The 19335-nt window shown below is 72.6% G+C and carries 15 protein-coding genes; 5 read left to right on the top strand and 10 right to left on the bottom strand.

Annotated features, from left to right (window positions below):
- Nucleotides 1-24 precede the first annotated feature (24 nt).
- The 3 genes from AC6CKD_RS04995 to AC6CKD_RS04985 form a co-directional block, all read right to left on the bottom strand.
- Nucleotides 25-1914, bottom strand: a complete 1890-nt coding sequence (locus AC6CKD_RS04995) for an acetolactate synthase large subunit (protein WP_498325346.1) — start codon at nt 1912-1914, stop codon at nt 25-27.
- A 215-nt stretch (nt 1915-2129) separates the two neighbouring features.
- Nucleotides 2130-5045, bottom strand: coding sequence for a putative bifunctional diguanylate cyclase/phosphodiesterase (locus AC6CKD_RS04990; protein ID WP_498325344.1), 2916 nt, complete (start codon nt 5043-5045; stop codon nt 2130-2132).
- A 282-nt stretch (nt 5046-5327) separates the two neighbouring features.
- Nucleotides 5328-6284, bottom strand: a complete 957-nt coding sequence (locus tag AC6CKD_RS04985) for a 2-hydroxyacid dehydrogenase (protein ID WP_498325342.1) — start codon at nt 6282-6284, stop codon at nt 5328-5330.
- 79 nt (nt 6285-6363) lie between these two features.
- On the opposite strand from AC6CKD_RS04985, the gene AC6CKD_RS04980 reads away from it, so the two are divergent.
- The 3 genes from AC6CKD_RS04980 (at nt 6364) to AC6CKD_RS04970 (ending at nt 9041) form a co-directional block, all read left to right on the top strand.
- Nucleotides 6364-7365: an aldo/keto reductase gene (locus tag AC6CKD_RS04980; protein ID WP_498325449.1), complete on the top strand. Its 1002-nt coding sequence runs from the start codon at nt 6364-6366 to the stop codon at nt 7363-7365.
- Between the two features lie 98 nt (nt 7366-7463).
- Nucleotides 7464-8825 (top strand): PQQ-dependent sugar dehydrogenase, encoded by a 1362-nt coding sequence (locus AC6CKD_RS04975; protein WP_498325340.1) that lies wholly within the window; start codon nt 7464-7466, stop codon nt 8823-8825.
- A gap of 42 nt (nt 8826-8867) precedes the next feature.
- Complete coding sequence (locus tag AC6CKD_RS04970) at nt 8868-9041, top strand: DUF6191 domain-containing protein (RefSeq protein ID WP_498325339.1); 174 nt, start codon at nt 8868-8870, stop codon at nt 9039-9041.
- 12 nt (nt 9042-9053) lie between these two features.
- On the opposite strand, the gene AC6CKD_RS04965 is transcribed toward AC6CKD_RS04970, so the two are convergent.
- The 6 genes from AC6CKD_RS04965 to AC6CKD_RS04940 all read right to left on the bottom strand — a co-directional run bounded on the left by AC6CKD_RS04965 (nt 9054) and on the right by AC6CKD_RS04940 (nt 16930).
- Nucleotides 9054-12104 carry a helix-turn-helix transcriptional regulator gene (locus tag AC6CKD_RS04965; RefSeq protein WP_498325448.1) on the bottom strand — a complete coding sequence of 1017 codons (3051 nt, stop codon included), beginning with the start codon at nt 12102-12104 and terminating at the stop codon, nt 9054-9056.
- Nucleotides 12105-12185: 81 nt separating this feature from the next.
- Complete coding sequence (locus AC6CKD_RS04960) at nt 12186-12353, bottom strand: hypothetical protein (RefSeq protein ID WP_498325337.1); 168 nt, start codon at nt 12351-12353, stop codon at nt 12186-12188.
- 219 nt (nt 12354-12572) lie between these two features.
- A complete protein-coding gene (locus AC6CKD_RS04955; RefSeq protein ID WP_498325336.1) occupies nt 12573-13169 on the bottom strand; it encodes a hypothetical protein in 597 nt (198 codons plus the stop codon).
- 181 nt (nt 13170-13350) lie between these two features.
- Entirely contained in the window at nt 13351-13905 is a 555-nt protein-coding gene (locus AC6CKD_RS04950) for a GNAT family N-acetyltransferase (protein WP_498325335.1), read from the bottom strand.
- Between the two features lie 39 nt (nt 13906-13944).
- Nucleotides 13945-16194, bottom strand: a complete 2250-nt coding sequence (locus AC6CKD_RS04945) for an MMPL family transporter (protein ID WP_498325333.1) — start codon at nt 16192-16194, stop codon at nt 13945-13947.
- A gap of 229 nt (nt 16195-16423) precedes the next feature.
- Complete coding sequence (locus AC6CKD_RS04940; RefSeq protein WP_498325332.1) at nt 16424-16930, bottom strand: cupin domain-containing protein; 507 nt, start codon at nt 16928-16930, stop codon at nt 16424-16426.
- Between the two features lie 59 nt (nt 16931-16989).
- Here AC6CKD_RS04940 and AC6CKD_RS04935 point away from each other — a divergent pair, with 59 nt between their 5' ends.
- Nucleotides 16990-17799, top strand: coding sequence for a GNAT family N-acetyltransferase (locus AC6CKD_RS04935; protein WP_498325447.1), 810 nt, complete (start codon nt 16990-16992; stop codon nt 17797-17799).
- A gap of 92 nt (nt 17800-17891) precedes the next feature.
- Nucleotides 17892-18422, top strand: coding sequence for a DinB family protein (locus AC6CKD_RS04930; protein ID WP_498325330.1), 531 nt, complete (start codon nt 17892-17894; stop codon nt 18420-18422).
- Between the two features lie 27 nt (nt 18423-18449).
- On the opposite strand, the gene AC6CKD_RS04925 is transcribed toward AC6CKD_RS04930, so the two are convergent.
- Nucleotides 18450-19253 (bottom strand): alpha/beta fold hydrolase, encoded by an 804-nt coding sequence (locus AC6CKD_RS04925; protein WP_498325329.1) that lies wholly within the window; start codon nt 19251-19253, stop codon nt 18450-18452.
- Between the last annotated feature and the right edge of the window lie 82 nt (nt 19254-19335).

The raw sequence follows: 19335 nt of genomic DNA, 5'->3' as shown, positions 1-19335 counted from the left end.
TTCTCTCTCTCAGGCTCTCTCGGCTCAGTCGTCTGCGTTGTCGCCGAAGTCGGGGCGGACGCCCCGTGCGGCCATGACCTCGTCGTTCGAGGTGCCGGCGGCGACCATCGGCCACACCATGGCGTCCTCGTGGACGATGAAGTCGATGACGACCGGGCGGTCGTTGATCGCGTTGGCCTCGGCGATGACCTTGTCCAGGTCGGCCGGGTCCTCGCAGCGCAGTGCCACGCAGCCCATGGCCTCGGACAGTTTGACGAAGTCCGGGACGCGGGTGCCCATGCGGGGGGCGGCCGACTCGCCGAGCTGGGAGCCGACGGCCGTGTCGGTGCCCGTCTCGCCCGCGTGCAGGACGGTGTTCGAGTACCGCTGGTTGTAGAACAGGGTCTGCCACTGGCGGACCATGCCCAGCGCACCGTTGTTGATGATCGCGACCTTGATCGGGATGTTGTTCAGGGCGCAGGTGGCCAGTTCCTGATTGGTCATCTGGAAACAGCCGTCGCCGTCGATCGCCCAGACGGTGCGCTCCGGCATGCCGACCTTGGCGCCCATCGCGGCGGGGACCGCGTAGCCCATGGTTCCCGCGCCGCCGGAGTTCAGCCAGGTGCGGGGCTCCTCGTAGTTCACGAAGTGCGAGGCCCACATCTGGTGCTGGCCGACACCGGCCGTGTAGATGGTGCCCTTCGGTGCCAGCTGGCCGATCCGCTCGATGACCTGCTGGGGGGAGAGCGTGCCGTCCTCGGGCAGGTCGTAGCCCAGCGGGTAGGTGTCGCGCCAGCGGTTGAGGTCCTTCCACCAGGCCGTGTAGTCGCCGGCGTTGCCGTCGTTGGCCTCGGCCTGGACGGCCTGGATCAGGTCCGCGATGACCTCGCGGGCATCACCGACGATCGGGACGTCCACGGCGCGGTTCTTGCCGATCTCGGCCGGGTCGATGTCCGCGTGGATGACCTTGGCGAAGGGGGCGAAGCTGTCCAGCTTGCCGGTGACGCGGTCGTCGAAGCGGGTGCCGAGCGCGATCAGCAGGTCCGACTTCTGGAGCGCGGTCACGGCGGTGACGGCACCGTGCATCCCGGGCATGCCGACGTTCTGCGGGTGGCTGTCCGGGATGGAGCCCAGGGCCATCAGGGTGGTGACGACCGGGACGCCGGTGAGCTCGGCGAGGACCTTGAGCTCGGCGGTCGCGCCGGCCTTCATGACGCCGCCGCCCACGTAGAGGACCGGCCGCTTGGCGGCGGCGATCATCTTGGCGGCCTCGCGGATCTGCTTGGCGTGAGGCTTGGTCACCGGCCGGTAGCCGGGGAGGTCCTGGCTCGGCGGCCACGAGAAGGTGGTCTTCGCCTGCAGGGCGTCCTTGGCGATGTCGACCAGCACCGGACCGGGGCGGCCGGTCGAGGCGATGTGGAAGGCCTCGGCGATGGTCCTCGCGATGTCCTCGGCCTTGGTGACCAGGAAGTTGTGCTTGGTGATCGGCATCGTGATGCCGACGATGTCCGCCTCCTGGAAGGCGTCGGTGCCGATGGCCTTGGAGGAGACCTGGCCGGTGATCGCGACGAGCGGCACGGAGTCCATGTGCGCGTCGGCGATCGGGGTGACCAGGTTGGTGGCGCCGGGGCCGGAGGTGGCCATGCAGACGCCGACCTTGCCGGTCGCCTGGGCGTAGCCGGTGGCGGCGTGGCCGGCCCCCTGCTCGTGGCGGACCAGGATGTGGCGGACCTTCTTGCTGTCCATCATCGGGTCGTATGCCGGGAGGATGCAGCCGCCCGGAATGCCGAAGACGGTGTCGCACCCCACCTCTTCGAGAGAGCGGATGAGGGACTGCGCACCCGTGACGTGCTCAACTGCGGCGGTCTGGTGTCCGCCGGTACGGGCCCGCGGCTGCGGATGGTGGGCCCCGGTGGCCTGCTCGGTCATCGGCATTCTCTTCTCGAAGCTGAGGGTTTTACGAGGAGGGTTTTACGAGATTCGACGTTGCCAGTGCAACAAAAAACCCCTCGTGCCGGGAGGCAAGCGAGGGGAGCGCGTCGGGTGCGTTGAGCCGGGACATGCTGGTCCCAGCTTCAGCCGACGCGCTTTCCAAGTACGAGAATTCGGGTGCGCATGGCATTGACCCTCCCTCCGGCGGGAGGGTGATGTCAAGCGGGTGGGACGGGCGTCTCATTATGTGAGCCTCTGTGGATAACCATCGAGCCCCCTGGCGAACCACCGGCCAACGCGGGTTGGGCCGCACCGCCCGGTACTGGGAACGTACCGCGCACGAGCGCTCGCCGCAGCCTGTACTCGTCCAGAGGGCCGGAGAAGGCCATTCCCTGCCCATGCGTACAGCCCATCGCGCGCAGGGCCATGACCTGCTCCGGCAGGTCCACGCCCTCCGCCACCGACTGCATGCCGAGGTCGTTTGCGATCCGCAACAAACCGGCGGTGATCTTGTGGAGCCGGGGGGATTCCACGACCCCCTCAACCAGCCCGCGGTCGAGCTTGAGCATGTCCACGGGGAGCCTGCGCAGTGCGCTGATGGCCGCGTAGCCGCTGCCGAAGCCGTCCAGGGCGATCAGGACCCCGAGCCGGCGCAGGGCCGCCAGGCGGCGCTCCAGGTCGTCGAAGGGCACCCTGGGGTCGGAGACGGCCAGCTCCAGGACGAGCGCGCCCGACGGCAGCCCGTTGCGGGTCAGGAGGGCTTCCACGGAGCCCAGCGGCAGCGACCGGTCCAGCAGCCGCTGCGCGGTCATCCGTACGGCCACCGGGACGTCGTGCCCGGCCCGGTGGCGCTCGGCGGCCTGCCCGACGGCCTCCTCCAGGAGCCAGCGCCCCAGCTCGGCGGTGCGCGAGGCGTCCGGCACGGCCGCCCTGACGGTGGCCCCTCCCTCGCCGGCCCCTCCCCCGGCGGCCCCTCCCCCGGCGTACTCGGCGACCCGAAGGAACTCGGCGGGGGTGAACAGGATCCCCTGGGCGGAGCGCCACCGGGCCTGCGCCACCACGGCCGAGATCTCCCCCGAGGCCAGGGAGACCACGGGCTGGTGCAGCAGGGCGAACTCCCCGTCGTGCAGCGCGGTGCGCAGCCGTCCCGCCAGCTCGGCCTTGCGGACGACCTCGGCCTGCATCTGGGGCGCGTACATCTCGACCCGGTCCTTGCCGCCCGCCTTGGCCCGGTACATCGCGAGATCCGCGTTGCGCATGAGGTCCGAAGGGGTGATGCCGGGGTCCGCGAAGGCCACGCCGATGCTGGCGGCGACCCGGACCTCGCTCCCGGCGATCCGGTAGGGCTGGGAGAGGGTGGTGCGCAGCCGGTCGGCGATCTCGTGGACCTGGTACTCGCGGGCGCTGCGGTCGCGGTTGCCGTCACCCAGGATCAGTGCGGCGAACTCGTCGCCGCCGAGGCGGGCCGCGGTGTCCCCGGCCCGGACCGAGTCCTGGAGCCGCCGGGCGGCTTCGATGAGCAGCTCGTCACCTGCCTGGTGGCCGATGGTGTCGTTGACCGCCTTGAAGCCGTCGAGGTCGATGAAGAGCACGGCGGTGCTGTGGTCCCCGGCCCGGCGGCCGGTGAGGGCCTGGCGGACCCGACGGGTGAACAGGGCACGGTTGGGGAGGTCGGTCAGCGGGTCGTGCTCGGCGCTGTGCTGGAGCTGCGCCTGGAGCCGGACCCGCTCGGTGACGTCGCGGCTGTTCAGGATGAGGCCGCCCTGGTGGCGGTTGACGGTGGACTCGACGTTGAGCCACTCGCCGCCGCCCGATCTGAACCGGCACTCGATGCGGGTGGTCGGCTCCTCGGCGGGCGGCGCGGCCAGGAAGCGGCGCACCTCGTGGACGACGCGGCCCAGGTCCTCCGGGTGGATCAGGGTGGCCAGCTCGGTGCCGACCAGCTCCTCCGCCTCGCGGCCGTAGACCCCGGCGGCGGCCGGGCTGACGTAGCGCAGGGTGCCGGTGGGCGCGGCGATCATGATGACGTCGCTGGAGCCCTGGACCAGGGAGCGGAAGTGGTTCTCCTTCTGGGCCAGCTCCTGGGTCAGTGCGATGTTGTCGAGCAGCATGATGCCCTGGCGGATGACCAGGGCGAGCACGACCGTGCAGCCCGTGAAGACGACGACCCGGTCGACCTTCCTGCCGTCCACGACGTTGTACAGGATGCCGAGGGTGCAGACGGCCGCCGCGAGGTACGGGGTGAGGGCGGGCAGGGAGCCGGTGATGGGGCGGCTGTGCGGGCGCTCGGCGCGCGCGTGCGCGACGGGGTCGGGGCCGGGGTGCATGCGGCGGGCGCCCCAGGGCGCGTACGCGAGGAGGAGCGAGCCGGCGAACCAGCCCGCGTCGAGGAGCTGGCCGGACTGGTACTCGGCGCTGAGCAGCGGCGAGGTGAACAGCGCGTCGCTCAGCACGGTCAGGGCGAGGGCCGCGATGGCGGTGTTCACGGCGGAGCGGTTGGTCTCGGAGCGGCGGAAGTGCAGGACCAGCACCATCGAGACGAGCGCGATGTCCAGGAGCGGGTAGGCCAGCGAGAGGGCCGCGCGCGGGACGCTGCCGGGTGCGCCGGACTGGGCGGTCTGCGCGGCGTGCGCGAGGGCCAGGCTCCAGGAGAGGGTGAGCAGGGAGCCGCCGATGAGCCAGGAGTCGAGGCCGAGGCAGACCCAGCCGGCTCGGGTGACGGGGCGCTTCGCGAGGACGAGCAGGCCCACGATGGCGGGCGGCGCGAAGCAGAGGAAGGCGAAGTCGGCGAGGGAGGGCTTCGGCACGTCCTCGCCGAGGACCACCTCGTACCAGCCCCAGACCGCGTTGCCGCAGCAGCCCATGAGCGAGGAGAACGCGAAGAGCAGCCAGGCCGGGCGCTCCCGGCTGTCAATGGCCCGGGCGTACGTGAAACAGGAGACGGCGGCGAGCAGTCCGGCGGCGCTGAGCCCGAAGTCGCCCATGATCTCGGCGAGTTCCTCGGATCCCCAGCCGAGGGCCGCGCCCACGGCGTACCCGCTGCTGACCACCGCGAGGAGGAGCTGCATCGCCACCGCCTTGCCGTTGGCGGCGAGGGGCTGGCGGGTCAGGAGCGCCGCCCCCGGGGTGCTCACCGGTCCCCCTCGCTGGCTGGTTCCGGCGCAGTCCAGTCCCGACACCGTCGCCTCCGGCAACTTCGCCGCATCGGATCCTTCGTCCATTGGCCGTGCATCGCCCGTCGCCCCCCAAAGTGTCCGATCACTCCCCAGCGCCAGACGTTCGTGGCGCAGCCCCTTGTTCCGGACGATACACCACTTTCGTCACTCAGGGACATAGTTTCTCTACGCTCCGTCACCACCAAGGGAGTTGTGCCCACTGAGTGCGTTCGGACGAACGCGGAGCGTGCGCGCCGCGCGTCATTCTGTGATCAGCACCGTGTTCTCCACGGGGTCCCCGGCGGCGAAGCTGCGGAGCTGACGGGCCACCAGCCGCTTCGCCCGCGGCTCGAACGCGGAGCTGCTGCCGCCCACATGGGGCGTGATCAGGACACCCGGAGCATGCCAGAGCGGATGGCCTGAAGGCAGTGGTTCCGGGTCGGTGACGTCGAGCGCGGCGCGCAGTCGGCCCGAGTCCGCCTCGGCCAGCAGGGACTTGGTGTCGACGACGGGTCCGCGGGCCACGTTCACCAGCAGCGCGCCGTCCTTCATGCGGCCGAGGAACTCGGCGCCGACGAGCCCCCTCGTCTCCTCGGTGAGCGGGGTGGAGAGGATCACCACGTCGGCTCCGGGCAGGAGTTGGGGCAGCTCGGCGAGGGCGTGCACCGGCCCGCGCGCCGTGGTGCGCGCCGTCCGCGCGACCCGGACGATCCGCTCGCACTCGAAGGGCGCGAGCCGGTCCTCGATGGCCGCGCCGACCGCGCCGTAGCCGATGATCAGTACGGACTTGTCCGCGAGGGCCTCGTAGAACCCGAAGCGCCATTCCTCTCGGTCCTGGCCGCGCACCATGCCGGGGATCCCGCGCAGGGAGGCCAGGATCAGGGTGAGCGCGAGCTCGGCGGTGCTCGCGTCGTGGACGCCCTTGGCGTTGCACAGCCGTACGCCGGGGGCCAGGTCTCCGAGGCCGCCCAGCACGTGGTCGACACCGGCGGTCAGGGTCTGGACGACGCGCAGGCGGGGCATCGCGGCCAGCGGGCGCAGGGTGACGGCCGCGGACTTCATGTACGGGGTGACGTAGAAGACGCAGGCGGCCGGATCGGCCGGGAAGGCGTCCTCTCCGTCCCAGTGGCGGTAGTGGAAGGAATCGGGCAGCCCCTCGATCTCCTCGGCGGGGAAGGGGAGCCATACGTCGAGGGTCTCGGGAGTCTCTGCAGTCATGATCAGGAGGCTATGCCAGGGGATCCGGATCGAGCCGTTAGTTTGTGTGCCGGACCGGGAGCACCAGGGGGGACGCACGGTGGAGCGCAGGTCGATCGGGGCGGGGGCGCTGGCGGTGGGCGCCATCGGCCTCGGGTGCATGCCGATGAGCGGGGCGTACGCGCCTTCGCGCAGGCGGCGGGAGGACTCGCTGCTCACCGTGCACACGGCCCTCGACCTGGGCGCGAACCTGCTCGACACCGCCGATCTGTACGGCCCCTACACCAATGAGCTGCTGCTCGGCCGGGTGCTGCGCGAGCGCCGGGCCGACGCCTTCGTGTCCGCGAAGGCGGGACTGCGGGCCGACGGGGTGCACGTGGTGGCCGACGGGCGCCCCGGGTACCTGCGGCGGGCCTGCGACGCCTCGCTCCGGCGGCTGCGCACCGACGTCATAGACCTGTACCAGCTGCACCGCGTGGATCCGGACGTGCCCGTCGAGGAGTCCTGGGGCGCGATGGCGGAGCTGGTGGGCGCGGGGAAGGTGCGGGCGCTGGGCTTCTGCGCGCTGGGGGCGGGCACCGGGCCGGGCGCGGGGCGGCGCGGGGACCGGGCGTACGAGGCGACCGTGCGGCACCTGGAGCGGGCCCAGCAGGTGTTCCCGGTGAGCGCGGTGCAGGCGGAGCTGTCGGTGTGGTCCCCGCAGGCGGCGTGGCGGCTGCTGCCGTGGTGCGCGGCGCGGGGGGTGGGGTTCCTGGCGGCGATGCCGCTGGGCAGCGGGTTCCTGACCGGGACGCTGGTCCCGGGCGAGGGGTTCGAGCCCGAGGACGTACGGGCGAGGCATCCGCGGTTCACGGCGTACGCGATGGCGGCGAACCAGGTGCTGGTGGCCGGGCTGCGGCGGGTCGCCCGGCGGCACGGGGGCGAGGTCACGGCGGCGCAGGTGGCGCTGGCGTGGGTGCTCGCGCAGGGTCCGCAGGTGGTGCCCGTGCCGGGGGCCGGGCAGGCGCGCTGGGCGGCGGAGAACGCGCGGGCGGCGGAGGTGCGGCTGACCGCCGAGGATCTGGCGGAGCTGGCCGAGCTGCCGGTGCCCATGGGCGCCTGAACCACTCGATCGAGTGTACGAGTCGCGGAACTTGGGGCATGGTCGGCGCTGTTGAGTCGTGTGAGGGCACGATCGGAGGACCGGAGGGGAGTACGACGATGCGATACGGACACGACCGGGGACACGGCCGGGGACTGGAGCAGCCTCAGGGGCAGGGCCAGGGGCCGGATCAGGGGCTGGGCCGGGGGCTGGATCAGGGGCTGGGCCGGGGCTGGGAGCAGGGTCGGGTGCCGCTGGCGGTGCGGTCGTACGCCGGTCCGCGCGCCCGGGCCCGCGGGGTGCTGGCGGCGTTCGCCCTGGCGGGATGCGGGGCGCTGCTGGCGGCGGGGTGCTCGCCGCCGAACGGCGCCGGAGCCCGGCCCAGCGATGCGCCACCGGGCACGGCCGCCGGCTCCGCGCCGCCGGGGGCCTCGGGCGGGCCCTCCGCGTCGGCCTCCGCCTCCGCCTCGGCCTCCGCGCCGCCGGCCAAGGGCCAGGTGACGGTGGCGGGCGTGGCCGCCCAGGGCCTGGAATCCCCGTGGGGGGTGGCTCCGCTGCCCGACGGGAACCTGCTGGTCGCCTCGCGGGACAAGGGCACGATCAGCCGGGTCGACGTGGGCACGGGGGCCGTCACCGCGGTCGGCAGGGTGCCCGGAGTGGCCCCCGGCGGCGAGGGCGGGCTGCTGGGCCTGGCCGTGTCCCCTTCGTTCGCCTCGGACCGCATGGTGTATGCCTACTTCACCACCGAGTCCGACAACCGCATCGCCAGGCTGCTCTACGACGAGAAGAGACCGGCCGGCGATCAGCTGGGCGCGCCCGACACGGTCTTCAGGGGCATCCCCAAGGGACTCATCCACAACGGCGGGCGGATCGCCTTCGGCCCGGACAAGATGCTCTACGCCGGGACGGGCGAGACCGGCGAGACCGGGCTGGCCCAGGACAAGAAGTCGCTGGGCGGGAAGATCCTGCGGATGACCCCGGACGGGGAGCCGGTGCACGGCAATCCCGAGGCCGACTCGGTCGTCTATTCCTACGGGCACCGCAATGTGCAGGGGCTCGCCTGGGACAAGGACAAACGGCTGTGGGCGGCCGAGTTCGGCCAGAACACCTGGGACGAGCTGAATCTGATCGAGCCCGGAGCGAACTACGGCTGGCCGGAGGCGGAGGGCAAGGCAGGCAAGCCGGGGATGCGCGATCCGGTGGCGGTGTGGAAGACCGACGAGGCCTCGCCGAGCGGCATCGCCTGGGCGCAGGGCTCCATCTGGATGGCCGGGCTGAGAGGGCAGCGGCTCTGGCGGATTCCACTGGCCGGGGCGGAGCCGGTGGCGGAGCCCGAGGCGTTCCTGGCGGGCGAATACGGCCGGCTGCGCACCGTGGTGCCCCTCGGTGGGGACAGATTGCTGCTGGTCACGAGCGAGACGGACGGGCGCGGGTCGCCGGAAGCGGTCGACGACAGGATCCTGACACTGACGGTGCGATGACCGGCGGGCCCCGACGGGGGGACGAAAGGCGCGGTGGACGCGATGTTCAACATGATCGAGGAGCTGTTCGGTCCGGGACGCAAGCACACGGACGAGGAGAAGAAGCGGCTGGAGCTTTCCCGGATCGACGTGAATGACGGCGACCCGGGAAGTGGCCCGATAGACCTGGACTCCGGCAAGGTGCTCATACGCGCCAAGGACCGGCCGGCGGCCTAGCGGGGCATGCCGTCACCGCGTCCGGGCCGTCTGCGGGGCGACGGGGCCGAAGAGCCGTAGCCGGTGGGCCAGGGCGGCGGCCTCGCCGCGGCCCGCGACGCCGAGCTTCGCCAGGATGTTCGAGACGTGCACGCTGGCCGTCTTCGGGGAGATGAACAGCTCCTCGGCGATCTGGCGGTTGGTGTGGCCTGCCGCGACCAGGCGCAGCACGTCCCGTTCGCGGCTGGTCAGGCCCAACGCCTCGACCGGGTCGGCGTCCGGGGCGAGCAGGGCCTTGGCGGCGGCGTCCACGGGGGTGAGCGGGAGCCTGGCGCGCCGCGCGAGCAGGGCCAGGTCCTCGCGGAGCCTGCGGGCGCCGAGCTGCTCGGCGGTGGCGTAGGCCTCCTGGAGCATCCCGGCGGCGGCCTCGCGGTCCCCGCCGGCCGCCAGCAGCGCCTCCACGAGCCGGTAGCGGGCCCTGGCGAGCAGGTAGGGGCGCTCCAGGGGGCGTACGGCCGCTTCCACGCCCGTCCAGTCGGCGACGGTGTCGCGGGCCTCGGCCCGCAGCAGCTCGGCCCTGAGGTACTCGGAGTGGGCGCTCCACACCGGGACCGGGGTGGCCAGGGCCCGGGCGGCGCCGCGCAGCACCGTCAGCGCCTCCTCCCGGCCGGCCTCGGCGGCCGGCAGGCCCCGGGCCTCGGCTTCCGCCGAGGCGGCGGCGAGCAGCAGCGGCCAGGCGTAGCGGTGGTTGCCGAGCGGGAAGCCGTGCTCGATGACGGCGGCCACCTCGCCGCGGACGTCGGCTATCCGGCCCTCCCCCGCCGCCACGCCGATCGCGAGGCGGAACAGCGGGATCCGGTGCTGGGGCTGGCCGTCGTGGGACCCGAAGTGGGTGCGGGCGACGGTGAGCTGGGCCGCGGCCTCGGCGAGTTCGCCGCGGGCCAGGGCCAGGTAGGCGAGCCGTACGACGGCCGCGGCGCGCGGGGCGGCGCTGCTGACGAGGGTCAGCGTGCGCCGGGCCTGCGTTGCGGCCTCCTCCCACCGGCCGAGGCTGTACAGGCTCTCCGCCAGGTTCCCCCGGATATAGGCCTCGGAGTCCATCAGATGGGAGTTCTTGACCAACTCGGCACCTTGTTCGGCCAGTTCCACGGCTTCGCGGGACCGGCCCAGGCTTTCCAGATGAGAGGTGAGGTTCACGTGCGCACGTCCCACCAGCATGCCGAGGCCGAGTTCGGCGGCCCGGTCCTTGACCGCGTACATCTCGGCGAGACCGCGCCCTGGTTCCCCGGAGTCGACGAGCAGGCTGCCCACGGTGATCCGGGCGTTGAGCTCGGTGTCCTCGGCGCCGACCATCCGCGCGTACTCCACGGCGCGTTCGGCGGCGACGAGGTTGTCGGGCCCCGGCTTGTGGAGCATGCCCCAGCTCGCGGCCCGGACCAGGACGTCGGCGTGCACCTGGGACGGGGGCAGCCCGCGGACGAGCTCCTGTGCCTTGGCGAGCTCCGCCCAGCCGTCGCCGCGGGCGAGGCTCGCGATCATCCGGGAGCGCTCGGTCCAGAACCAGGCGGCGCGCAGCGGGTCGTGGCCGTCCTCCAGCAGCCGCAGGGCCGTCTTGGTGAGTTTCAGCGCGCGTTCGCGCTCGCCGCCGAAGCGGGCCGCGACGGTGGCTTCGGCCAGCAGGTCGATGCGTTGCAGCGGGGTGGTCGCCGGGTCGGAGCCGCAGGGCGGGTAGACCTCGGTGTAGTCCGCCGGGCGCAGTTCGACGCGCACCTCCTCCGGTACGGCCTCCCACAGCTCCATGGCCCGCTCCAGCAGGCGCAGCTGCTCGGAGTAGGCGTGCCGGCGCCGGGCGGCCACCGAGGCCGCGAGCACGGCGGGCAGGGCCTTGACCGCGTCGTTGGCGTAGTACCAGTAGGTGGCGAGGCGGATGACCCGCTCCTCCGCGCGGATCAGCGAGTCGTCCTGTTCGAGCTCCTCGGCGTAGCGGCGGTTGACGCGGGCCCGCTCGCCGGGCAGCAGGTCGTCGGAGACGGCCTCGCGGACCAGGGAGTGCCGGAAGCGGTAGCCGTCCCCGTCGGAGGTGGGGAGGAGGATGTTGGCGCCCACGGCCGAGCGCAGTGCCTCGATCAGTTCGTCCTCGGTGAGCCGGGTGACGGCGCGCAGCAGGGCGTACTCCACCGTGGAGCCGCCCTCGGCGACGATGCGCACGACGCGCTGCGCGGCGTCCGGGAGGACTTCGACGCGGACGAGGAGCAGGTCGCGCAGGGACTCGGTGAGGCCGGTGGCGCAGCCGCTGGCGCGGGAGGCGACGAGTTCCTCGACGAAGAAGGCGTTGCCGTCGGAGCGGTCAAAGACCGATTCGACGAAGTCCTCGTCGGGTTGCGAGGCGAGGATCCCGGCGAGCTGGCGGCGCACCTCGGCCCGGTTGAAGCGGGACAGCTCGATGCGCTGCACGGTGCGCAGCCGGTCGAGTTCGGCGAGGAGCGGGCGCAGCGGGTGGCGGCGGTGGACGTCGTCGGCGCGGTAGGTGGCGACCACGACGAGTCGGCCGCTGCCGAGCGCGCGGAACAGGTAGGAGAGCAGGTGCCGGGTGGAGGTGTCCGCCCAGTGCAGGTCCTCCAGGACGAGGACGACGGTGCGGTCGGCGGCGAGGCGCTCCAGCATCCGGGCCGTCAGCTCGAAGAGCCGGGCGGTGCTCTCCTCGTCGTGCGGGCCGCGCGGGGTCTCGCCCAGCTCGGGGAGGATGCGCGCGAGTTCGTCCTCCTGGCCGACTGCGGCCGCGGCCAGCTCGTCGGGGAGCAGGCGGTGCAGGGTGCGCAGCGCCGTCGAAAACGGGGCGAAGGGAAGTCCCTCCGCCCCGATCTCCACACAGCCTCCGACGGCTACGACCGCGCCGCGGCGGTCGGCCTCGCAGAGGAACTCCTCGGTGAGGCGGGTCTTGCCGACCCCGGCCTCGCCGCCTATGAGCAGTGCCTGCGGCTCCTGGCCGGCGGCGCGCGTCAGGGCGTCGGTGAGTACGGCCAGTTCGTCGGCTCGGCCGACGAACACCGGGCTGACAGATCTGGTCTCCACGCCGCCGAGCATCGCACAGGGGCCCTGCTCATCGGCACTGGATATCGCTGCGCTTCTCATCACGTGCCGGTTCGCACGGTCTCGCGACGCGGGTTACGCGGCGCGGGTGAACCGGCCGCGCTCCCCTCTCACCGACCCCTCCGGTTCCTGGCTGCGGGAGAAGCGGCGACGGTCCTTCTTCGCTTCCTGGACCAGCCGGTAGGCGTCGGCCTCGCGGATGAGGTCGTCGCGGCGGGCGGTGGCGATCTCGTACTCGAACATCTCGTGCTCCCTGGTGGGCGTTTCTCGGACACCTCGTTCGGTGTGATCCAAGATTCGCGCCCCAGGGGGTGCCGGCACATCGGGAGCATGCCGCATCTGCGCGAGCCGGGGGCCTTAGACCGGGACCCGGGGTCCCTGAGGTGGCCTAAGGCAGTGCCTAGGCGGGCCGCCGGGCAGGCACGAACGGCCTAGGCGGGCCGCCTGGCGGCAGCGTACGGACTAAGCGGCGCCGACAGGGGCCGTCGGGAGGGCGAGAAGGTACATGAACACGAAGGCGATCACGCCGATGACGGCGACGACCACGGCGGCCCAGGACACGGAGCGGACCCAGGCCGGCAGGGTGCGGCCGGAGGCGCCGAAGGCCGGACGGGCCAGCACGAAGACGGCGATGAGCAGCGCGACCGTCGACAGGACGCCGTTGACCAGGGCGGTCATCTGCCAGGCGTTGCCGTACAGCGCCTCGATCTTGTCCGCGGTGGTGGTGGCGTTGGCCGAGCTGATCTGGCCCTTGAGGGTCTCCCGCTCGCCTATGACGCGGGAGGTCCAGCTTCCGCTGAGGGCGATCAGGCCGAGGCCGGCGGCGACGATCGCGGAGGCTCCGGAGGCGACACCACTGCTCTGCTCCTCGTCGGCCTCGGCGTCGAACTCGTCGAGCTCGTCTTCGAGGTCGGTGGCGAGCTCCTCGCCCGCGACCTCCTCGGTGGCGGCGGTGTCCGCCGCGGCCGGGGCGGTCGTCTCGTCGGTGGCGGCCTTCTTCAGGTCGGCCGGGGAGTCCGCCTCGGGAGCGGTCGGGGCGGGGGTCTTGGTGGTGTCCATGCGGGGCACCGTAGGCGGCTTTTCTGAGAGGTTCCTGAGAATCCGGCCGGGCAGCCGACGGCGCCCCGCCGCGGCCCCCCGGCGGACTCCGGTACGCCCGGCCGGCCGGGCGGGGACGGGAGGGCGCGGGAGCGGTGACGCGCGGGGGCGCGGGGGTCGTCACCCGCGGGGGCGCGAGGGGTTACGCGGGGCGGGCCACGGACCACTCGGGGGCGAGGAGCGCCCAGACCTCGGTGTCCTGGCGGACGCCCCGGTGCAGGTGGTTCTGGCGCATGACGCCTTCACGGGTCATGCCGAGGCGCTCGGCCACGGCGAGGCTCTTCTTGTTGCCGGAGGCGGCGTGCCATTCGACGCGGTGCATGCCGCGCTCGCCGAAGGCGTAGTCGATCAGGACGCGGCAGGCCTTCGTCACCAGACCCCGGCCGGCCGCGGCGGGCTCCAGCCAGCAGCCGATCTCGCAGTTGCCGGTCGCCGCGTCGAAGGCCGGGAAGAGCACCCCGCCCACGAGGGTGCCGTCGAGCCGGATTCCGAAGAACCTCGCGCCGTCCTCGCCCGCGGTGGCCGCGTACTTGGCCAGCAGGGCCCGGGCGGACTCCAGGTCACAGGACCGGTCCGGGAAGCCGACGTACTGGCCGATGAACTCGCGTCCGCGTTCGATGTGGGCGAAGAACTCCTCCGCGTGCCGCGCTTCCAGCGGGAACAGCTGGGCGTCGTCGGCGAGGTCTATCGAGAACATGCGCGTTCTTCCTTGGCTATCGAGCGGCGGGTGGCCGGATCACCGGGAGCTGGTCGCGGGCTCGGCCGCGTCCTCGCTCGTGGCGGGGTCCGCGCCGGGCCGCTGCAGGGGAAGTTTCGCATGCGGGCGGCGATCCGGGGGCTCGATGCTGATCTTCGGGAGCCGCCGGTCCAGCCAGGTTGGCAGCCACCAGTTGGCTCCGCCGAGCAGGTGCATCAGGGCGGGGACGAGCAGGGTCCGCAGGACGAAGGCGTCGAGGGCGACGGCCGCTGCGAGCGCGATGCCGAACATGGCGATGAGCCGGTCGCCGCTGAGGACGAAGGCCAGGAACACGGCGATCATGATGACGGCAGCCGAGTTGATCACCCGGCTGGTCTCGGTGAGGCCGACGCGCACCGCCCGCTTGTTGTCCCCCGTCTCCAGCCACTCCTCGTACATCCGGCTGACGAGGAACACCTGGTAGTCCATGGACAGCCCGAAGAGCACCGAGACCATGATCACCGGGAGGAAGGGCTCGATCGGCCCCGCGCTGCCCAGCCCCAGCGGTTCGCTGCCCCAGCCCCACTGGAAGATCGCGACGACGACGCCGAAGGAGGAGGCGACGGCGGCGACGTTCATGACGGCCGCCTTGACCGGGATGCCGATGGAGCGGAAGGCCAGCAGCAGGAGCACGCAGCCGAGCGCGATGACCACCCCGACGAAGAGCGGCAGCTTGCCGACGATGACCTCGGCGAAGTCGTCGTAGCCGGCGGTGACTCCGCCGACGTGCACCTGCAGGGAGTCGTCGTGGCCGGCGCGCGGGATGACGTCCTCGCGCAGCCTGTCGACCAGCTCGCTCGTGGCCCGGGACTGCGGAGAGGAGTCCGGTACGACGGTGACGACGGCGGTGTCGCCGCTGCGGTTGAAGACCGCCGGTCCGGCCACCGCCACGCCCCTGGTCGTACGGAGCGACTCGGCCAGGGTCTCCACTGCGACCCGGTCACCGGCCCCGCCGAGGCGGGCGACCACCGTCAGCGGGCCGTTCATCCCCGGGCCGAAGCCCTCCGCGAGCAGGTCGTAGGCCTTGCGGGTGGTGGACGTGGCCGGGTTGTTGCCCTGGTCGGAGGTGCCGAGGTGGAGGGAGAACGTGGGCAGCGCCAGCACCACCATGACCACCGTGGCGACCAGGCCGAGCAGCTTCGGATGACGCTCGACGAAGGCCGACCAGCGGGCGGCGAAGCCGGTGACCGCATCGGGCCGCGGACCCTCGGCGGCCAGCTTGCGGCGCTCTCGGCGGGACAGCGCGCGCATGCCGATGTACGAGAGGAGCGCGGGCAGCAGGGTCACCGAGGCGGCGACGGTCAGCACCACGGTGACGGAGGCGGCGATGGCGACGCCGTTGAGGAAGTTCAGCCGGAGCACCAGCATGCCGAGCAGCGCGATGCAGACGGTGGCCCCGGCGAAGACCACGGCCCGGCCGGTGGTGGCGACGGCGCTCTCGGCGGCTTCCGCGACCGGGAGTCCGCGTGCGAGGCCCTTGCGGTGGCGGGTGACGATGAACAGCGCGTAGTCGATGCCCACCCCGAGGCCCACGAGGGTGCCGAGCATCGGGGCGAAGTCGGCGACCGGCATCGCGTGGCCGAGGAGGGTGATGCCGAAGTAGGCGGTGCCCACGCTGACCAGGGCGGTCGCGATGGGCAGCAGGCTCGCGGCCAGCGATCCGAAGGCCAGGAAGAGCACCAGCGCGGCGATGGCCACGCCGATGACCTCGGCGAGGTGCGCGCTGGGAGCCTCGGTGAGGCCGATGGCCCGGCCGCCGAGCTCGACCCGCAGGCCGTCGGCCTGGGTCGTCGGGTTCTTCGCGGCGTCGAGGACGGCCTTCGCCTCCCCCTTCGGCACCGAGTCGGCCTGCCGGTCGAAGGTGACCACGGCGTAGGCGGTGCGCCCGTCGGGGCTGATCCGGGCCCCGCTGTCGGGCCCGGGACCATAGGGACCGGCGACCGATCCGACACCGGGCAGCCCGGCTATGGAGTCGAGGGCGCGCGTCATGCGCTCCTGTACGGCCGGCGTCCGCACGCTCTGCCCGTCCGGGGCCCGCCACACGATGGTGTCGGTATCGCCGCCCTGCCCCGGGAAGCCCTCGCGCAGCAGGGCGTGCGCCTTGGCGGACTCGGTGCCGGGGACCTCGTAGTCGTTGGAGAACGCCGTCCCGGCGCCGACCGCGGCGGCGGCGGTCCCGCCGAAGGCGAGGAGCCAGAGCAGGACGGCAACGAGTCGGTGCCGCATGCACCAGCGTGCGAGGGCTGACAACGGACGGGCTCCCTGGTGGTTCGGATCTTTACCGGGGAACGGCCCGTCGGAAAGAACGCGTGAACACTGAACGCTGAAACATCTGGAATTTTGAGTACGTGCGGCCGCGGCCGAGGCCTGTGCGGCCGCGGCCCCGCATGGTCTACACCTCAACGATCGCAGCGTCGCGTGATCGTTGGCGGCCTTCGTGGGCAGCGTCACAGGCCTTCGGGCAGGTGCGGGACCATGGTCACACGGGGTTCGGAGCGGAGGTCCGGCCGGATGGGTCGTCGGGCTGATCGCAGGGCCGGCCGTCGGGCTGGTTGCCGGGCTCCTCGCCGGGGCCTTCGTCCGTCCGGTAGCCCGGCAGCGAGGGCCAGCGCACCGTGAGCACCACCGAGTCCTCCTCCGCGTACCAGGAGTGGTCGACTCCGCGCCCCCACACGACGTAGTCCCCCTGCTCGGCGAGCACCACGCTCCGGCCGGGGAACTCCAGCCGGAACCGGCCGCTGATCAGTACCTGCAACGCCGTACGGGACTCTCCGCGCACCCACCGCGCCCGCTCCTCACCTTTGGGGTGGACACCCCACTTGATCTCCACGTCCTCGCTGTGGCGGGGATCGCCGGGCTCTTTGAAGTGCCCCAGCAGCCAGCCCCGGTCGACGGCGGCGTCGGGGGCGGCCTTGCCCGTGTAGACGGAGAGGTGGGTGGGGCTGGTGGGGTGGGTGGGTGTGGTGGGGTACGTAAGGTCGCTCACGGGGTGAGGTTAATGCAGTTGTCGGACGTGTCGTCGGCTGGTCAGCTGGCCCGATGACGATGGATGCAGACGACCTGCTCACGGTGCGCGCCGAGTTCGACTCCGTGATGCGACGGAACGCCCGGCCCGACACCACCGACGCGCGCGTGGAACGGGCGGGCCCGGTCGTACGGCAGATCGTGCCCGGACCCGGAGGGAGCATGGTGCTCTGGTCGGACCTGGACGAGCACACGGCGGATGCGGTGATCGTGGAGCAGGTGGCGTTCTTCACGGAGCTGGCCGAGCGGGGCGAGGTCCCGTCGGCGGAGTTCGAGTGGAAGCTGTACGGCCACGACCGCCCCGCCGACCTCGGGGACCGGCTGCGCGCGGCCGGCTTCGTGGCGGAGCCCGCGGAAACCCTGCTGGTGGCGCGGGTGGCGGAGCTGGCCGCCCTGTCGGTGGAGCCGCCGGAGGGCATCACCCTGCGGGTGGTGGCCGACGAGGAGGGCGTGGACCTGATGATGGAGGCCCACCGCCGCGCCTTCGGTGCGGACCGCCCGCGCATCAGAGACCTGATGCTGAACCTGCTGAGGGACGAGCCGGACACGATCGAAGCCGTCGTCGCGATGGCGGGCGACACCCCGGTGAGCGCGGCCCGGATGGAGATGCGCCCGGGGAGCCCCTTCGCGGGCCTGTGGGGCGGCGGAACGGTCCCGGAATGGCGGGGCCACGGCATCTACCGCCTCCTGGTGGCCCACCGGGCCCGCGTGGCGGCGGACCGGGGCATCCGCTACCTCCAGGTCGACGCGTCGCAGGACAGCCGCCCGATCCTGGAACGGCTGGGCTTCGGCGTGTTGGGGGTGACGGTGCCCTGGGTGTGGGAGGGGTAGCCGGGCGCCGGGGAGTGCCGGGGAGGGATGCCGCCGACGCGCAGAGCGCGAGGCCTTCCCTGCCCCGGGACCCACGGGGCAAGATCGCAGCCATGGCAGCAACGGAACCCCACCCCGCCGACTCCCGCCGCGTCGACCCTCCCCTCACCGGGGGCGAGCGCGAGACGCTCCGCGCGTACCTCGACTTCCACCGGGCCACCCTGGCCTGGAAGTGCGAGGGCCTCACCGACGAGGAGCTGCGCCGTCAGTCGTCCCCGCCCTCCACACTGTCCCTGCTCGGGCTGGTCCGGCACATGGCGGAGGTGGAGCGGCACTGGTTCCGGCGCACCCTCGGCGGGGCGGACGTCCCCCACCTGTGGTCGGACACCCACGACTTCCAGGCCGCCTACGACGCCTCCGGCTCGACCCGCGCCGAGTCCTTCGCCGCCTGGCGGGCGGAGGTCGAGCACGCCCGCGCGGTGGAGGCGGCCGCCGAGTCCCTCGACGTGACGGTGCGCGTCGAGAAGTGGGAGGGGGACGCCTCGCTGCGCCTGCTCATGCTGCACATGATCCACGAGTACGCCCGCCACAACGGCCACGCGGACTTCCTTCGCGAGGCCGTCGACGGCGCCACCGGCGCCTGAGGCCCACCCGCCCCCTCGGCCCGCCACTCACCCCCGAGCCACCGGCAGCCCGGCCAGGAAGCCGGTGACCAGTTCCGCCCACTCCCCCGGGAGTTCGGCGAACGGCAGGTGCCCGGTGGCCAGTTCCGCCCACCGGGCACCCGGCAGCGCGTCCGCCAGCTCCCGCTGGACCTCCAGCGGTACGAGGCGGTCGGCGGTGGTCGCGATGACGAGCGCCGGGACGTCGAGCCGCGCGAGGTCGGCCCGCAGGTCGGCCCCCTTCACCAGTGCGGCATGGTCCCCGCCGCCGGGCGGGAGCGAAGCGGCGGTGGCCCGTACGACCTCCTCGACCTGCTCGTCGGTCAGCCCCTCCAGCACCCGCGGACCGAGGGCGAGCGGGACGAGGAGCCGGGCGAGCAGCTCGCCCTCCCCGCGGCGGGCCAGCTCGGCCCAGACCTCGGTGATGAGGCCGAGGCGGTTGCCGGCGCGGGCGAAGCTCGCGGTGAGCACCAGTGCGGTGACCCGCTCCGGGTACCGGGCGGCGATGCGCACGGCGACGTTCCCCCCGAGGGAGTAGCCGAGCACGGCGAACCGCTCCAACCCCTCAGCGTCGGCGGCGGCGACCAACTGGTCCGCGAGCTCGTCCAGTTCGAGCGGCGCCGTGGCGCGCGGGGTGGCCCCTGTCCCCGGGTAGTCGACGCCGACGACGCTGTGGCCGGCGGCCAGGGCGTCGAGGACCGGTCCGAAGTTCGACGCCACCGAACCGCCTCCGCCGTGGGCGAGGAGGAGGCCGGGCCCCCCGCTCTCCTTGCGGACGGTGCGGGCGTAGGCGGCGGTCTGAACGGCATGCACGAGAGGATCCCCTGACTTCAGTAACGATCACTACGGAATTGACCGTACACCATTAAATTAGCGATCGCTACAGAACTTCCGT

The sequence above is a fragment of the Streptomyces sp. GQ60 genome, from assembly GCF_059758875.1.
This window is presented reverse-complemented; position numbering and strand designations above follow the sequence as displayed.

Bases quoted from the DNA above. Each gene is read 5' to 3' on its own strand.
- AC6CKD_RS04995 (WP_498325346.1), bottom strand. From the start codon at position 1,914: ATGCCGATGACCGAGCAGGCCACCGGGGCCCACCATCCGCAGCCGCGG.
- AC6CKD_RS04985 (WP_498325342.1), bottom strand. From the start codon at position 6,284: ATGACTGCAGAGACTCCCGAGACCCTCGACGTATGGCTCCCCTTCCCC.
- AC6CKD_RS04975 (WP_498325340.1), top strand. From the start codon at position 7,464: ATGCGATACGGACACGACCGGGGACACGGCCGGGGACTGGAGCAGCCT.
- AC6CKD_RS04970 (WP_498325339.1), top strand. From the start codon at position 8,868: ATGTTCAACATGATCGAGGAGCTGTTCGGTCCGGGACGCAAGCACACG.
- AC6CKD_RS04965 (WP_498325448.1), bottom strand. From the start codon at position 12,104: ATGCTCGGCGGCGTGGAGACCAGATCTGTCAGCCCGGTGTTCGTCGGC.
- AC6CKD_RS04960 (WP_498325337.1), bottom strand. From the start codon at position 12,353: ATGTTCGAGTACGAGATCGCCACCGCCCGCCGCGACGACCTCATCCGC.
- AC6CKD_RS04955 (WP_498325336.1), bottom strand. From the start codon at position 13,169: ATGGACACCACCAAGACCCCCGCCCCGACCGCTCCCGAGGCGGACTCC.
- AC6CKD_RS04950 (WP_498325335.1), bottom strand. From the start codon at position 13,905: ATGTTCTCGATAGACCTCGCCGACGACGCCCAGCTGTTCCCGCTGGAA.
- AC6CKD_RS04935 (WP_498325447.1), top strand. From the start codon at position 16,990: ATGGATGCAGACGACCTGCTCACGGTGCGCGCCGAGTTCGACTCCGTG.
- AC6CKD_RS04930 (WP_498325330.1), top strand. From the start codon at position 17,892: ATGGCAGCAACGGAACCCCACCCCGCCGACTCCCGCCGCGTCGACCCT.